The 15,589-nt window shown below is 38.9% G+C and carries 13 protein-coding genes and 1 pseudogene; 10 read left to right on the top strand and 4 right to left on the bottom strand.

Translation table 11 applies throughout. The annotated features are described in order from the left end of the window. The 5 genes from H5079_RS16740 to ccoG all read left to right on the top strand — a co-directional run bounded on the left by H5079_RS16740 (position 1) and on the right by ccoG (position 6,741). Entirely contained in the window at positions 1-282 is a 282-nt protein-coding gene (locus H5079_RS16740) for a YeaC family protein (protein ID WP_011328568.1), read from the top strand. Further along, a complete protein-coding gene (locus H5079_RS16735) occupies positions 272-2,953 on the top strand; it encodes a DUF349 domain-containing protein (protein WP_182684513.1) in 2,682 nt (893 codons plus the stop codon). Before H5079_RS16740 ends, H5079_RS16735 begins: the two co-directional genes overlap by 11 nt. Before the next feature lie 93 nt (positions 2,954-3,046). Then, positions 3,047-3,601 (top strand): DUF1439 domain-containing protein, encoded by a 555-nt coding sequence (locus tag H5079_RS16730; RefSeq protein WP_011328566.1) that lies wholly within the window; start codon positions 3,047-3,049, stop codon positions 3,599-3,601. 192 nt (positions 3,602-3,793) lie between these two features. Then, positions 3,794-5,212: a sigma-54-dependent Fis family transcriptional regulator gene (locus tag H5079_RS16725; protein ID WP_011328565.1), complete on the top strand. Its 1,419-nt coding sequence runs from the start codon at positions 3,794-3,796 to the stop codon at positions 5,210-5,212. Between the two features lie 146 nt (positions 5,213-5,358). Beyond that, positions 5,359-6,741: a cytochrome c oxidase accessory protein CcoG gene (gene ccoG, locus H5079_RS16720; RefSeq protein WP_167376935.1), complete on the top strand. Its 1,383-nt coding sequence runs from the start codon at positions 5,359-5,361 to the stop codon at positions 6,739-6,741. 78 nt (positions 6,742-6,819) lie between these two features. Here the strand turns inward: ccoG and H5079_RS16715 are convergent, their stop codons facing one another. Beyond that, on the bottom strand, positions 6,820-7,734 hold the full coding sequence (locus H5079_RS16715) for a M14 family metallocarboxypeptidase (protein WP_182684512.1): 915 nt from the start codon (positions 7,732-7,734) through the stop codon (positions 6,820-6,822). Between the two features lie 250 nt (positions 7,735-7,984). On the opposite strand from H5079_RS16715, the gene H5079_RS16710 reads away from it, so the two are divergent. After that, entirely contained in the window at positions 7,985-10,180 is a 2,196-nt protein-coding gene (locus H5079_RS16710; RefSeq protein WP_182684511.1) for a UvrD-helicase domain-containing protein, read from the top strand. 49 nt (positions 10,181-10,229) lie between these two features. Here H5079_RS16710 and H5079_RS16705 read toward each other — a convergent pair whose 3' ends face one another. Continuing rightward, positions 10,230-10,817: a hypothetical protein gene (locus H5079_RS16705; RefSeq protein ID WP_179807998.1), complete on the bottom strand. Its 588-nt coding sequence runs from the start codon at positions 10,815-10,817 to the stop codon at positions 10,230-10,232. 246 nt (positions 10,818-11,063) lie between these two features. Between H5079_RS16705 and H5079_RS16700 the strand changes: the two genes are divergently transcribed. Next, positions 11,064-12,695, top strand: coding sequence for a cyanophycinase (locus H5079_RS16700; protein ID WP_182684510.1), 1,632 nt, complete (start codon positions 11,064-11,066; stop codon positions 12,693-12,695). A gap of 78 nt (positions 12,696-12,773) precedes the next feature. Here the strand turns inward: H5079_RS16700 and H5079_RS16695 are convergent, their stop codons facing one another. Next, on the bottom strand, positions 12,774-13,172 hold the full coding sequence (locus H5079_RS16695) for a YkgJ family cysteine cluster protein (protein ID WP_182684509.1): 399 nt from the start codon (positions 13,170-13,172) through the stop codon (positions 12,774-12,776). Between the two features lie 166 nt (positions 13,173-13,338). Here H5079_RS16695 and H5079_RS16690 point away from each other — a divergent pair, with 166 nt between their 5' ends. Beyond that, the gene (locus tag H5079_RS16690; protein WP_011328558.1) at positions 13,339-13,587 is read left to right on the top strand and encodes a hypothetical protein; all 249 of its coding nucleotides are present in this window, start codon (positions 13,339-13,341) and stop codon (positions 13,585-13,587) included. A 128-nt stretch (positions 13,588-13,715) separates the two neighbouring features. Here the strand turns inward: H5079_RS16690 and H5079_RS16685 are convergent, their stop codons facing one another. After that, positions 13,716-14,597, bottom strand: coding sequence for an SDR family NAD(P)-dependent oxidoreductase (locus H5079_RS16685; RefSeq protein ID WP_182684508.1), 882 nt, complete (start codon positions 14,595-14,597; stop codon positions 13,716-13,718). Positions 14,598-14,778: 181 nt separating this feature from the next. Between H5079_RS16685 and H5079_RS16680 the strand changes: the two genes are divergently transcribed. Both H5079_RS16680 and H5079_RS16675 read left to right on the top strand, forming a co-directional pair. Then, positions 14,779-15,279, top strand: a complete 501-nt coding sequence (locus H5079_RS16680; protein WP_182684507.1) for a nuclear transport factor 2 family protein — start codon at positions 14,779-14,781, stop codon at positions 15,277-15,279. Between the two features lie 213 nt (positions 15,280-15,492). Beyond that, positions 15,493-15,589: pseudogene (locus H5079_RS16675) on the top strand (Mobile element protein); the annotation flags it as partial.

Raw genomic sequence — 15,589 nt, 5'->3', positions numbered from 1 at the left:
ATGAATATCGACAATCTTGTACAAAATATTACCCCAGAATTATTTGAACGTTTGCAATACGGAGCAGCAACTGGCAAATGGCCAGATGGCACTCCTTTATCAGATGAACAAAAACAGCAAACAGTGCAGTTAGTTATGTTGTATCAAGCAAAAGTTGCTCAATCGAATGAGCAATTTACTATTGGTGCAAATGGCGAAATGGTGCAAAAAACAAAAGCACAACTGCAAAAAGAATTTAACTCAGATAACGAAATAGCTAGGTTTAGTGAACATGATCTTTAAACACCTTTTTACGCCAAAATGGAAACACCCAAAGCTGCAAGTACGTCTAGACGCAATCGAAAAATTAGATGTACAACGCGACGCAATAATTTTAAGCACTTTAGCGCTGGAAGATAGCTCAGCAGAAATTCGTCGTAAGGCACTGCAAAAAGTAAACGACTTGCCACTGTGGTGGAAAGCTTATAAACAAGATCAAGCATTAAAAGATATTGCTGAACAACAAATATCTACCGCTGTTTTAAGTAGCGAAAGTACACTGTCGCCGCAAATTAAAAGCGAATATATAGAGCGTTTTGCACCAGTAAAAACCCTTGAAAAACTTGCCTTTGCAGAAAAAGAGTTGCAAGTGCGGGTTAAGTTACTAAAGCGCCTAGGAAACCCTAAACTAATAGAAAAAGCCTTTAAAGAGGGCAGCGAAGAGTTACAAGCGCAACTAGTTGAGCTGGTTATTACCCACCAGTTAACTAAACCATTATTAAAGCATGCACAAAACAGTGCTAAAACAGCGCTTAACACGCATTTAGAAAACGAGCGTTTAGCAATTGAAATGCCAGCGCAAGTTGAGGGGGAAACCCGTGTTATTTTAGCTAAGCTAAATGCGCTGCGCGATAAGAATGATTTTGCATTAGTCAACCCAAAAGCCGGTGAGTTAATGGCGCAATGGCAAGCCTTAGAGCTTAAATGGCTTAGCACTGAGCAAGTAAAACTGCTAAACGAAAAGTACAGCACAATTACCGAAAAGCTAAATGCCCATATTGCACAGCTTCGCAGTGAGCACGAAAAAGAGCAGCAATTACTTGCACTACAACAGCGTCAACTGTTGGCATTAGCAACGCTTGAAGCTTTAAGTGAAGAAATTGAAAATGCATTACAACTTGGCCTAGAAACGCCAGAGCAAATTCAGCAAGATTGGCTTGATGCAAAAGTAGCGCAGGCTCAACAAGCAATAAATGAAACAGAGTTAGCCAATAACCCGCAATCAAAGCAGGTTATTAATAAGTTAGAAAAGTCATTTACTCAAGTAGCTAAATTACCTGAGCTAACGTCTGCTATTAAAGATTATAAGCTGGCATTTATTGCACTGTGTGAAATAAAACCAGCAGCCGATTTAGCCCAATACGACGAAACCCTAGCTGCATTTAATAGTGGTTTTAAAGCAGCGCGTAATCATCTAAATATATTAGATAGTGCATTGCAAGGTACGTTTAAAACACAACTTAATGCGCATAAAAAGCAATTTTTAGTGCCAATGAACGAGTTGATAAAACCGCTTGAAAAAAATCAAAGCCAAGCTAAACGCAAAGCCCGTGATGTAAAGCGCCTAATAGAAGAAGGTCGTTTTAACGTTGCATTTGGTGTGTTTAAAGGCTTTGAAGAGTTATTTAATACCTTAACTGAGCAGTATCAGCAACCACTTGTAAGCTTAAAAACCGATTTAGAAGCGCAGCTAGCTGACGCCAAAGATTGGCAAAAATATGCTGCAGCACCAAAGCGCGAAGCATTACTTGAAGAAGTTAGCACGCTCGCTTTAGAGGAGTGCGTAGATCCCCAGCAACGGGCTGATCAAGTTAAAGTGTTGCGTAAACGTTGGAATGAGCTTGGCCGCTTAGATACAGACGAAGAAAAGCAACAAGGTGAGCAATTTGATCAAAAAATCGAATTATTGTTTGCACCTTGCCGTAACTATTTTGCAGAGCAAGAAGTACAACGTGAAGCGTCAAAAGCGCAGCGCGAAAGTATTATTGCTGACATGCATGCACTGCACTTACTCGCAACTGACGAGCAGGGTTTTGATTGGAAGCAGTTTGAAAGCCAATACAATCGTTTAAACAAAGCATGGCGTAGTGTGGGTAAAGTTGACCCTAAAACGTACCGTGTATTAAACGATCGTTACAAAAACGAGCAGCAGCGTGTGCTAGCGGCGTTAAATGCGTTTCATAAAGGCAATGCGGTACTTAAAAATGCATTAGTAGAGCAAGCGCAGCAATTATCACAAAGTGATGACCTAGCAGCAGCATGCCAAGAGCTAAAACAATTACAGCAGCAGTGGCAAGCAATTGGCTTTGCCGGCTTAAAAGCTGAAAATGCCTTATGGCAAAAATTTCGTCAATTTAACGACGAAACTTTTACTAAACGCAGTAGCGAGTTTGAACAGCAAAAGTTAGATCAAAGCGAAAACGACAAGCAAGTAGTCGCTGAGCTTAACGAACTTGAATTGGCGCTGGGTCAAATTAACGAAAAAGCGCAATTACACGACTTAGAAACTAAAGTTAAAGGGTATACCCAGTTTAAGTCACTATCGCCAAAAGTAACGTCGTTACTTAGCGCCATAGAAGAGAAGCTTGCAGGGCTAACGAGCAAAGCCGAACAAGCTAATTTAGTGGCCTTATTTAACGCTCTTGAAAATAATGAAGCGATACCGAGCCAGTACCAAGCTGCACTTAAAACATCACTTAGTAGCGCACAGTTACTCACTAGAATGGAAATTTTAGCTAATGTAAGTAGTAATGATGCAATGCAAAGAATGGCAGAGCAAGTTGCCATGTTAGATGATAAGCATCGTGGCGAACATGCAGATATAAGCTATTATTTAAAACAGTTGTTAGCGCTCAGTGAAGGTTCAGTTGATGCTGACACACTAGCACGGCTAAAGGCTGTTTTTACAGCTTAGTGTAGTTACACCTAATAGAGTATTACTCTTTTAAAAGCCGCTCGTAAGCGGCTTTTTTATACCCATCACTTATAATAATTTAGAGAGTTTTTTATGAAAATATTATTTATTATTGCCGCATTATTTTTAACTGCATGTAACGCTACACAAGGAATGTCTGTTTATTCATTTACTAACGCCGACGTGGAGTCGTTATTAACAAAACAGCTTCCTAAATTAAGCGAACAGGTAAGTTTAATGGGATTACCAGTAGAGTTTGATGTAAACGATGTGAGTGTAAATATTGGTCCAGAAAATCGTGATGTTGTAGTGCTAGGCGCCGATTCAAGCGCTAACATTAGTGCTTTTGCATTAAAATACCCAGTACGCTTAAAGCTGCAAATAGAAGGTAGCCCATTTTACGACAGCGAGAAAAAAGCGGTGTTTTTACGTAATATAAAATTACTAGATTCGAGTGTTGATGCTGGTGGTTTTAAAGGTAATTTAGGTGCGCTAGACGAACAAGCTATGGATATTATTAACCGCTTTTTAGCTGTAAACCCAGTGTATGAGCTAAATATGAACGATCCTAAAATGGCCTTGCTAAGTAAACTACCACTTGATATGAAAGTGGTTGCAGGCGCTATAAAGTTGGTTCCACGCCTTTAAGTTAGTTGTAAATAAAGTCTAGTTAGCGTAATAAGGTAACTAGGCTTTGTTTTCTGTCATAAATTTTTGTATTTTCGTAATTCTATTGTCACTCCCTTCCTCCAGCGCTATTAATTACTAATAATAATTTTTGCAGTGCACTTTTTGAATTAAATTGTCATAATGATCGCGATATTTCGCGAGGGCTATTTTATGATAAAACAATTTTTAAACGATCCTAGTTTATTACTCAACGCAGTGGGCGAAGGAATTTATGGCTTTGATCTGTCGGGTAATGCCGTGTTTGTTAACCCTGCGGCCGAGCGCATGACGGGCTGGAGTGCAGAGACACTATTAGGTAAAAAAATTCATCAATACCATCATCATACTCATGCCGATGGCACGCCTTATCCAGCCGACGAATGCCAAATATATTGCACCATGTTTGACGGTAAACGCCGTGAAGTGAAAAACGAAGTTTTTTGGCGCAAAGATGGCAGCTCTTTCCCTGTTGAGTACACATCGACACCAGTTTATCGAAATAATGAATTGATAGGTGCGGTAGCGGTATTTCGCGATATTTCTCAGCAGCAACAAACACAAAATGCATTACAAGATGCACTTGCACAAGTAAAACATTTGAGTGAACAGTTACAAGATGAAAATAATTATTTAATAGCAGAATTAAACGAAGATTGGCAAGACTCTGGCTTAGTAGGTAAAAGCCACGTGTTTCAAACCATGTTAGAGCAAATTAAGTTAGTGAGCGAAACCGATACCACAGTGCTTATTTTAGGCGAAAATGGTACAGGTAAAGAGCTGGTTGCCCGAAACCTATACAGATTAAGTAAGCGTAATAAACAGCCCTTTATAAAAGTGAACTGCGCAGCATTTACGCCAAGCTTATTAGAGTCAGAGCTGTTTGGCCATGAGAAAGGCGCGTTTACTGGTGCTAATGAGCGCCGTAAAGGGCGTTTTGAACTAGCCGACAAAGGTACCTTATTTTTAGATGAAATAGCAGAGCTGCCGCTTGAAGCGCAAAGTAAGTTGCTTAGAGTGTTGCAAGAGCAAGAATTTGAACGTGTTGGGGCAAGCAATACATTAAAGGTAGATATTCGCGTTATTGCAGCAACTAACCGCGATCTATGGGAAATGGTGCAAAAAGGCAGTTTTAGAATCGATTTATACTATCGCTTAAATGTATTTCCTATAAAAGTGCCAGCGCTGAGAGAGCGCAAGGAAGATATTCCTTATTTATGTAGTAATTTAATAGTGCAGTTAAATAAACGTTTAACTAAGCAGCTTAAGGGATTAAGTAATAAGGCAATTTCTCAACTACAAGCTTATGACTGGCCAGGCAATATTAGAGAGTTACAAAATGTACTAGAGCGCGAGGCCATTTTATCTAAGCAAGCCGTTTTACAATTAAGTCAGCCATTACAAGCAATATCACAAAGTACTATAAACCCAGCATTAACGCTCAATGAAATGCAAAAACAGCATATTATTACTGTGCTTAAGCTGTCGGCTTGGCAAATATCGGGGAGTAAAGGTGCCGCTGCAAAACTTGGTATGCCAGAGAGTACCTTACGCTCTAAAATGCACAAGTTAGGGATTAGCAAGATCTCGTGATATATCGCGAGGATCGCTTTATTTCGCGAGTTTGAGGTTTTTAATAATAAGTAAATCACTTAAATATCAATGCAATGCCTTTACTTTCAGCTTGGTCTGAAAGTTGCAAATACTTAACTAACATCCGTTATGATTAAGTAAGTACTATGAAGTTTGATATTAAAGAAGAAGATATGATCATCAAGCCCTACAAAAGCGAAGGGCCAATTTATATACGTGAGCAAAAAGGCTTTTTTCAGCGTATACGCCGTAACTTAGGCTGGTTATTAATGCTTACGTTTATTGCAATACCGTGGATCCAATATAACGGCCAACAAGCGGTGCTATTAGATGTAGCAACGCAAAAGTTTACTATTTTCACTTTAACTTTATTCCCGCAAGATTTTATTATTGTAGCCATGTTGTTTATGGTGGGGGCCTTTGCGCTATTTTTTGTAACCAACTGGTTAGGCCGCGTTTGGTGTGGTTATACTTGCCCTCAAACTATTTGGATGTTGATGTTTTCATGGGTTGAGCAACGCGTTGAAGGCACACGTAATCAGCGTATACAGCTTGATAAATCTGCATGGGGTTTTACCAAATGGCGTAAAAAGCTTACTAAACACAGTGCTTGGTTAGTGCTATCACTATTAACTGCCACTTCATTTTTAACTTATTTTATACCCGCAAAAACATTGTACTTAGAAATGCTTACTTTTGAGTGGTCGGGTATTACCAGCTTTTGGGTGTTTTTATTTGCTTTGTGTACATATGGTAACGCAGGATTTTTACGTGAAAAAATGTGTACTGTGGCGTGTCCGTATTCGCGTTTTCAATCGGTTATGTTTGATAAAGATACACTCGTGGTTACTTACGATAGCGCACGCGGTGAAAACCGTGGCCCACGTAAACGTAAGGCCGACCCAAAAGCACTTAACTTAGGTGACTGCGTAGATTGTAATTTATGTGTAGAGGTATGCCCAGCTGGAATAGATATTCGAAATGGTTTGCAATATGAATGTATAAACTGTGGCTTATGTATTGATGCTTGCGACGATACTATGAATAAATTTGGTTATGAAAAAGGGCTAATAAAATACGCTAGTGGAGAGCAAATGGCGGGTAAAAAAACCAACCCTTTTAGGCTTAAGTTGGTTGGATATGGTGTTTTGACCGTGATGCTAATTGTAGCTATGTTTGCTTGGGTGGCACAAAGAACACCAATTGAAGCCTCGGTACTGCGCGATAGAGGCGCCTTGTACAGAGTAAATTATGAGGGTTTAGTAGAAAACCCTTATACGTTAACCATTATAAATAAAACCCAACAAACATTGCACTACACTATTGCTATATCAGGCTTAGCAGAGGCTAAATTAACTAGCCCAGATACAACACTAATTCAACCTGGAATGATGAGGCGTATACCCGTAACGGTGACTGCAGATGGCTTTGATATTTCAAACAAGGTAAGTAAAGTTAAATTTATTATTTTTGCAGAAGAAGATCCGAGCATTAGCATAACGAAAGATAGTTACTTTTATAAAAATTAAAAGTATAAAAATGCCCAAGCTAGTTTACCTACTTGGGCATTTTAATAGGATTATTAATTGTATATATTTAAACCCAGATCACAGATTAATTATGTAATCTAATGCGCTCGTAATTACGGCTACTTGTGCCAAAATACATTCTTCGTCACTTGCTGTAGGGCTATCTGGGTATACTTCAGTGGTGGTTACATAAGGTGCATTGGTAAAGCCCATACATAAACCTAATTCGCGAGCAGCGTAGTTGATCACCCCAAATTGCTCTTGTGGCACACCAATAAGTTGGTTATTTTCATCACTTGGGGCAATGTGGGTTACTTTTGCTACGCTATCAATAATGGCTTTTTGAAATGCAGCCTCAGGTTTAGTGCTATCGGCCACTAAATAAAAACCATCGGGAATATTCCAATTAGTATTTACTGTGCCTTCGCGTGCAGCTAGTGCCGGGCGAAACTCGCTGTTGTCGCTGTCGGTCGTTTCGTGCAAATCAATATGAGCAATTAAATCTAACTCAAGGGATTTTACATACGCCATAATCGCCGCCGACTCTTGCGCTGGGCTACCTTCATAAAATGAGCGGTTAGGATCAATGGCTTCTGGGTTCCAGCGGTTTATCGTTTCGTAACCCCAAGGGCTAATACAAGGTGCGATTACAATATTAAAATACTGACTATATTTTTGCGCTGCCGTTTTTGCAAACCTAAGCGCCCCGTGTACGCCACTAGTTTCGTAGCCGTGTACACCACCGGTAATTAAAACGGTAGGTTTGTTAGTGTTAAAGTCAGCGGTTTTTAAAACAAATAAAGGATATTTGCCTGCAACGTAATTTAGTTCGCCATATTGTTCTACATTAAGCGCATCTTTGAGCTCGTTAATGAGGGTTACTACTTCATTTTGATAGCTGCGTTTAATATTTTGGCGGGTTAACCAATCGGCTTTATCGTTGTTATTCCACTTAGTGCCAGGTGTGCCAATAGGATATGTGCTGTTAGTCATAATAAACCTTTAATAATAATTATAATTAACCTTATAGCAAGGCTATATAGCAAATGCAGTTAATATAATTAGTAAATAAAGGCACAGCTTAACGCTGACTAAAATAAGGCGCAAATTAAAACGATAAACAGCTGTTTTAATTTTTTAAATTAGTTATTTACTAAGCTCAGTTATAGTAAGTTGTTAAATTAAATGTATTATAAAAGAGTATGTTACAATTGTTTTATTACCTACTTAGATATTGAGTATTATGGCGCAGTATTTTGCCACACCTAGTTGGTTAGGCCGTTTTTTCACCCGTATTAAATTACTCAGTATTGAGCAGGAAAGCTTAGTGATTGAGTTTAAAAATGCGACTAAGCAATCGTTTTTAATCAAGGATTTTAACGATTTTTCGCAGTTGCAAAACCGGATATTTAGCGCCAAAATTAATTTAACTCTAGGTGAAAATAGTGCTCATACTACTATTAGCTTTTTAAACAAAGCACAGGCAAAAGCACTAAACATTGCAATTAACCAATATTTTTCGCAAGCGCTTGAACACAAAATAAATAATGCTAAAGCTTTATTAAAGCGCACTGCGTTAGATGAGTATTTACGCGACAGTAATACCACAATTTTAAGCGCTGAGGTGTTTTCACTGAGCAAGCGCTATCAGCAAAACCGCAATGTGTGGCAAGGGTATTTACCTTCAAATAGTAGCCAGTTTTTATCGGTATTGGCCAGTGCAAAAAATAAGAATGATGCTATTGCACAACTGCGTAATAAATATGAGCGCAAGCAACTTGCTCAACGAGCTGATTTTTATAATAACGTGGAGTCAAACCCATTAACTAATGAGCAGCGTCTTGCTGTAATACGCAATAACGATAAAAATTTAGTATTGGCTGCTGCAGGTACCGGTAAAACCTCAGTTATGGTAGCCAAAGCACTTGATTTAATTGCCACAAAACAAGCAATGCCAGAGCAAATACTGGTACTTGCTTATAATAAAACAGCGGCGCAAGAGCTTAAAACACGCTTTATTAAACGCGCCCAGCAGGCTAAATTATCAAGCAAGTCACCAGAGGTTTTAACTTTTCATGCGTTAGGGTTGCAGCTGCTACAGCAGGCAGGTAAAGGTTGCGACATATCGCCTTTTGTAAGTGATTTTGGCGCGCTGTCGAGCTGGCTAACATCATGGCTAAGTGAGCAAGTACAAGCCCAACCGGTATTATTAAGCGCCTTTATTGCTATGCTCGATAAGCCTTTAGTATCCTGCGATACTCATAAAAGTAAGTTTAATGCTACGCAAGTACTGGCAATATTAAAAGACTCAGGGCAGCTTAAGCATGAGGTTGATAAATATTTAAAATGCTTAGCAGCTATAAGGGCTGAGCAGTTAACCGATAGTGAAATTACTCAGCGGCTTAAGCGCCAAAATAATCAATTAAATACTGTTCAACTAAGTACCAATCAATTAAATACGAGTCAAGTTAATAGCAATCAAAAAAGCACTAATCATCACAGTGCGGCCGCGCAGTTATTAATTGCTATGCATCGCGCTTATAAAGCGCAACTCATTGCGCAAAACTGTATTGATTTTGACGATATGATTTTACAAGCTACTCAGGCTGTAAATAAGCAGCAAGTGAATGTGCCATGGCAGCATATTTTAGTGGATGAATTTCAGGATATTTCTGCTGCGCGTATGGCTTTATTAAACAGTTTAATTAAGCATGGTCATAAGGTGCGTTTTACCGCTGTAGGTGACGACTGGCAGTCAATTTATCGGTTTTCTGGTGGTAACTTAGCACTTACCACACGTTTTAATGAGTTAGTGGGTAGTCATTCGTTAACGTTGTTGCAAAAAACATTTAGGTATAACAATAGTATAAGTGACGTAGCGGGGCGTTTTGTTATGCAAAACCCTGAGCAGTATAAAAAGCTCATTATTACTCATACACAAGTGGCTGAGCCTCAAGTTATTTTATTAGATGACGTGTACCAAGGTAAAAAGTCGTTAGAGCTAAAAACCCAGCAAACTATCAATACTATTCAAAAACACCATGCAAACGCGAGTATTGCTGTATTGAGCCGTTATCGTTATACGCTCAACAAAGTGCAACAGCGTTTAGCCTCACAACAAAAAAGTGCAAACGTAGCATTTTTAACCCTGCATAGCGCCAAAGGGTTAGAAGCAGATTACTGTATTATTATAGGGTTAGAGCAGGGGAAGTTTGGCTTTCCGAGCAGTCAGCAAAATAATCCGCTGCTGGAGGCTTTACTACCTAGCCAAGACACCTTTGCTTATTCAGAAGAGCGGCGTTTATTATATGTGGGGCTTACCCGAGCAAAACATAAGGCTTACTTAATTGCCGATGCTAAACAGCCGTCGTTATTTGTTAAAGAATTAATAAATGACAACTATCCAATTCATATTGCATCTACTTTGTTTAGCAAATAACAAAAAGCAATAGTATGCAGTGACTGTAACCAGAGGCTGTTGTTAAGCGCTAACTTGGTGAGTTAATTAATGGTTCATACTGATATAAATTAGCGTATTGACGTTGGTGTTCGGCAAATAAATAAGCTCTTAATTGTTCTTTACCAGTATGAATGTGTTTTATTTTAGCTGCAAGGCCATGCTTGCTTTGCCTGACAGGCTCAATATCCATAGATACAGATTCTTTATTTGGTAGGGTAAATTCTACGTGTTGAACTTTTGATAGGTTTTTGTGTTTACCGGTGGGCTTTAAAAATACACCTGTGCTTGAAATTGATTCAATGCAAAAGCCTTGGCTTTTAATATTTAAATGGCTCCAGCGCCAACTGCGTTGAGTGCCTTTAGTATCAATAACTTCAGGAGCGCTTAAAGTAGGTGTAATTGTGCCGGAGCTATTAATTTTTAAGTGTAGCGGAAACCACAGTTGGTAATGGGCAACCTCAGCCAGTAGAGTTAAATTGGCATTGCTAAGTAACTGCGCAATACTAACAGGCACACTGCTTTGCATGGTTAACATAGGCTCATGAGGTAATGCAGGTTTTTGATCGGATTTAAATAAGTCAGATAAAAAGTCTATTTCTTCAGCAGAAAAATCCATATTCCATACTCGGGTTGCCTAAAATATAAGCATAAGTTAAACAAAACACCGGCTCAATAAACAGCGTGTTTAATTTTGTTTAGTTAGTCTTTAACCGTTTTAGGTAGTTAGTATCTTTAGCTAAACAAAGCGATACGGCGCGTTATTAGCTTAACCCTAGAGCTAGATTAAGATATAAAGTTGCAGCCCAAGTTATTAAAAATTAACATGATGTAATTACAAGCCACTTTTTATTTGGGTTATATCATGACGCATGCATTTACACATTATAGACAACAGCAATTGGTCCGCTTTTTAGCTGTGTTATTAAGCATTACGTTTTGTGCTAGTTTAACGGCCGCAGAGCAAAGCCAAACGTTAATTTTAGTTGGTAGCGAGCTAAGTAGCTGCAGTAGTTTAAACATGCAACAGTGCGATAAAAACACCCAAATAGCGGGTAAAGCAGAGCATTTATTTAGCGTTACGGCTGAAAAAGTTAAAAAAATCACTCAGCAGTGGCCGAGTACTAATCAAGAAGTTAAAAGCAGTACAGTTAAAGTTTTACTTGCGATAAAGGCTAAATCATCAACATCAATAACTAAGCCTGCACTGTTATGGCACTGGCGCGATATTGATAATACCCAGCTTAATAGCCTATCGGAGCAAGAGTATCATTTTGTTATGGATATGCTTGAAGTGCCTCAGTTGAGTTCTCAAGGGCAGCGATTAGCGGAGCAAGTTAACCCTAGTTTGAATAATGAACCGGCTATAAACAATATACTGCAATTTATAACGGGTAGTTTAAAGGTAGCTAACGAGCAACCAAGTGTGTTGGCAATTACAGCAGGAAGCCGAGACCCTTATGCTGCTGCCGATTTTACTCAAGGTTTATTGAGCACGGCAAGTGTAAACAGCCAATGGTTAGCATTGACCCCTGCATTAGTTAAAGCAATTACTACAAACACCTGTGAAAAATTACCACAATATAGGCAATCAGAAATGCGCTTGTATAACCGTGAGGCTATTTATCCCGATCGCATCCAAGCAGAAAATGCCCTTTGCAGTAATGGCGTTAATAGCTTGGTAAAGCTAATAAATAACAGTACAGGAGTGATTTTTAATAATGGCGAGCAAGACTTAACGCGCAGCGTACTGTTTGATGAAAACAACCAAGCTTACCCGTGGACTAAAGCATTGCAAACACGCCCTGTTGTTATAGGTAGCGGCGCGGGGGCGGCTATTCAAAGCGGTGGCAAAAACACAAGTGGTAACATAGCTACAATTACTAAAGGGTCGAGCCTTTTTGCTTTGCAGGCAGATATTAACGATAGTTCTATGTTTAATCTTGCTGGTGGCCTTGCAACATTTAATTATGGCATGATCGATACTCACTTTAGTGAACAAAACCGTACATTAAGGTTGGCAACAGTACTTGATAAAACGCAACAAAAGTTTGGTTTTGGTATTGATGAAGCCACGGCATTAGTCGTTATAAAGTCATCCGCAGGTAACTTAATGACCGTAATAGGTAAAAGTGGTGTGGTATATTTAAAAGCAAAAGGCAATCAGCATTATAACTACTCATACTGGCCTGTAGGCAGCGTTATTGATATTGCAAATGAAGATTTTACCCTAAGCCAGCGCAGCATTAATAAAGCTTTAGCAAGTATTAAAATACCAGCATTACCGCTACAACGATTTGGCTCTATATTAACGAATGCAAAATTACGCTCACTTATTCAAGCTATGTGTTTAAGCCAAGAACAAAGTACAGTTGCCCAACAAGATCAGTTTATATTGAGCTTAAGTGTACAAGCTAACACTGCGTATCATCGTATTAATAAGGATCAATATGGCTGTGCTATAAGTCATTTAGAACTTGCAGTGAGTACATTTTAGTTCTGAAAGTTTACTAGAGCGTGTTTAATTAAAACGGCCAAAATATTGTTTATAAAACTACATTGGCCGTTTTAATACTTAGTAGCCAGCGGGGCGGCTATCACGCATGATAAAATCTAGTTTTATTTGCGCTTTTATTGGCTGCGACAGATCAGTTATTTCAATCATTTCACACTCATCTCTGATCATTTCAGCTATTAGGCTCGGATAATGGCGACAGTCTTCGGGGCGGTCTAAGTAAATACTGCAAGTGTATTTATTTTGCGCTAGTGGGTTTGTTTTAGGCTCAACCTCTAAAAAAGGGCATCTGCTTAGCCTAACGCCCGATTTAGGATCGAACCATATTTCATTATTTTTAACAAATTCAAAGATTTCAGGGTTAAATACTTCCCATAAATCAATTTCTTCTTGGGTAGCACTCAAGTCGCCATCGCCGTATTTAATACAACATTTACCGCATTGATTACAGTCTTTCATAGTTTGCCAGTTAGCATAATAACCAGGCCACAGTGTAGCACTTATATTGATATGCGGTGTTGTTGGCGAAAAGGTTTAAGTTTCTACCAAGAGTATATAAAATAGCGAGCATATTGTATTACTAAGCTTTGCAGTACGCGGAGCATGATTAAAAGAGTTATAAAAAATGAGTGAAGAGCAAAGTGTAATTGATAACCTAGCCGACCTTGAAAGTTTTTTACTTAATGTAGAAAGCGGTGGCTTTGGCTTAAAAGGTGTTGCAGGCATTGGTATGGCAACAAATAACGCAGATGGCAGCCGTTTTGTTGCTGTGTTTGACGATAATCAAAAGCTACTTTTAGCACGCATGATTACAGAAAACGTATTCCAAACAGGGCAAGACATGGTTCGTAATGGTGTAGGGCGCAAGCATTAACTATAATAGTTAAAACGCCGCTTTAATTTAAACTGTTAAATTAAAGCGGCGTTTATTTTGTTTTTAGCCTATAAGCTTATTTAAGGTTTATAGGCGCTATCAACTTCAACAGCCTCATCTATAACTTATTAATAAATAACGGCAGGGTTTGGCTTATTCGGCGAACCTAACATTTCGCGATAAGATGGTGGCTGCAAACCTTCTCTGTCGGTAATATTAAAACGCTTAGCTATTTCGGCAGCAATTACAGTGTGCCCGTTAAGCTCGTCACCTTTAGGGTCATTAGCAATAGCATAAACAATATCACCAATAAATTCTGGTGACTCTGCGGTTGCCATAAACTGCTGGTATTGCTCTTTATCTATTTTACCTATAATGGCCGAACGTTCGGTTAAGAGTGGCCCCATCCAAATAGATACAGCACGCATACCTGTGCCTTTAAAGTCTACCGCCATATCATGAGCAAGCTTATCAAGGCCCGCCTTTTGTGCACCATAAGCAGGCCCATGAATATAACAACTAGCACCAAATGAAGAACCAAACATAATTAAGCCACTGTTATGCTTAGCCATTAGTTTTGCGCCATGCCAACTAGCCACGTAAGCAGAGCGTAAACCTACATCTAAAATTTTACCCGCATCAATCTCTTTTTCCCAAAATGGCTTTTGTTCAACTAATTGATCATGAATAAATGCAGCGTTATTAACCAAAATATCTAATCGGCCTTGCTCTTTTTCAACCTGAGCAAACAATGCGGCGGTTTGTGCATCGTCACTGTGATCGCACACCACAGCAATACCTATACCACCTGCTTGATTAATTTGCTCGGCAGTTTCATATACTGTTCCGGGTAATACCGAGCCATCCCACCCTAAAACTGAGCCTGTTTTTATACTGCGGCCAGTAACATAAACTGTCATGCCTTTTTTACCTAAAGCTAAGGCAATGCCTCTGCCTGCACCGCGACTAGCACCGGTTACAATGGCAACTTTTGCTTCTTCCTGTTGCATGAATTCCCTCATTTAAAAAGATGACACATAAAAAATACTAAAGGTTAAATTGGCTAACCAGCTCAATTTAGTTTCGATAGTAGTCGTACTAGTAATAAAGATATATTTGTATTGAAATTAGCATGTAAAGCCTTAGTATAAAAGCCTAGCTTAAAAATCAACCAAAAAACAAAGGGCTGCTATGAAATATATAAAGACTACCGAGCAACGTTTACAGCAACTAGAAGACAAGCAATCAATATTAGAGTTGAAATATCGCTACCTAAATGCCTGCGATGAAAAACAACCTGAGGTGGTAACTAATTGTTTTATTAGCGGCGAAGTAGATATTAACTTTGGTCACATTGGCCAATTTAACCGACGAGAAGATTTTGTGGCTGTTTTTAAAGATCTTGGTTGCCACGACCATATAGTTGATATGCATCACGCACAAAACCCGGTTTTTTTAGAGCTCACCGACAATACAGCCAAGACTAAAATTAACCTTCGCTTTCAAAGTATCAACACCAAAGATAAGCTCCATGTGCAATTAGGTGGCTACTACCTCGACGAATTTGAAAAGCAAAGAGACGGTCAATGGCTGATCAGCAAAAGTGCATTTATAATAAATTCGGTAAGCATGAGTGATTTTTCAGGTGAATATAGCAAAGTGGTTTATAGCGGAAACTGCATGCCAGACTAGGTTACTGTATATTTTTTAAATTCAGGAAAGGTAGCAATAAAGTAACTGAGAGATATTAAACAGACACCCACCTTAATATTTGTAAGAGATATTAAACAGACACCCATCTTAATATTTGTAAAAAAGATATTAAACAGACACCCATCTTAATATTTGTAATATCAGTGTAATTAACTAAGCTCTGGTTAGTGCAATAATTAAGCAGGGTGTCACATGGCTATCGCAAGAAAACGTCAGGTTAGTTTGGTCGATACAAAATACTATCACTGTATTTCGCGCTGTGTACGCCGTGCATTTTTATGCGGCGTAG

The organism is Pseudoalteromonas sp. SG44-5 (assembly GCF_014164175.1).
Taxonomy (GTDB): Bacteria; Pseudomonadota; Gammaproteobacteria; order Enterobacterales; family Alteromonadaceae; genus Pseudoalteromonas; species Pseudoalteromonas nigrifaciens.
Note: the sequence above shows the minus strand (reverse complement) of the source record. Positions and strands in the feature narration are given on the sequence as shown.

Excerpts from the sequence above, each read along its gene's own strand:
- H5079_RS16740 (WP_011328568.1), top strand. The coding sequence starts at position 1 with ATGAATATCGACAATCTTGTACAAAATATTACCCCAGAATTATTTGAA.
- H5079_RS16735 (WP_182684513.1), top strand. The coding sequence starts at position 272 with ATGATCTTTAAACACCTTTTTACGCCAAAATGGAAACACCCAAAGCTG.
- H5079_RS16730 (WP_011328566.1), top strand. The coding sequence starts at position 3,047 with ATGAAAATATTATTTATTATTGCCGCATTATTTTTAACTGCATGTAAC.
- H5079_RS16725 (WP_011328565.1), top strand. The coding sequence starts at position 3,794 with ATGATAAAACAATTTTTAAACGATCCTAGTTTATTACTCAACGCAGTG.
- ccoG (WP_167376935.1), top strand. The coding sequence starts at position 5,359 with ATGAAGTTTGATATTAAAGAAGAAGATATGATCATCAAGCCCTACAAA.
- H5079_RS16715 (WP_182684512.1), bottom strand. The coding sequence starts at position 7,734 with ATGACTAACAGCACATATCCTATTGGCACACCTGGCACTAAGTGGAAT.
- H5079_RS16710 (WP_182684511.1), top strand. The coding sequence starts at position 7,985 with ATGGCGCAGTATTTTGCCACACCTAGTTGGTTAGGCCGTTTTTTCACC.
- H5079_RS16705 (WP_179807998.1), bottom strand. The coding sequence starts at position 10,817 with ATGGATTTTTCTGCTGAAGAAATAGACTTTTTATCTGACTTATTTAAA.
- H5079_RS16700 (WP_182684510.1), top strand. The coding sequence starts at position 11,064 with ATGACGCATGCATTTACACATTATAGACAACAGCAATTGGTCCGCTTT.
- H5079_RS16695 (WP_182684509.1), bottom strand. The coding sequence starts at position 13,172 with ATGAAAGACTGTAATCAATGCGGTAAATGTTGTATTAAATACGGCGAT.
- H5079_RS16690 (WP_011328558.1), top strand. The coding sequence starts at position 13,339 with ATGAGTGAAGAGCAAAGTGTAATTGATAACCTAGCCGACCTTGAAAGT.
- H5079_RS16685 (WP_182684508.1), bottom strand. The coding sequence starts at position 14,597 with ATGCAACAGGAAGAAGCAAAAGTTGCCATTGTAACCGGTGCTAGTCGC.
- H5079_RS16680 (WP_182684507.1), top strand. The coding sequence starts at position 14,779 with ATGAAATATATAAAGACTACCGAGCAACGTTTACAGCAACTAGAAGAC.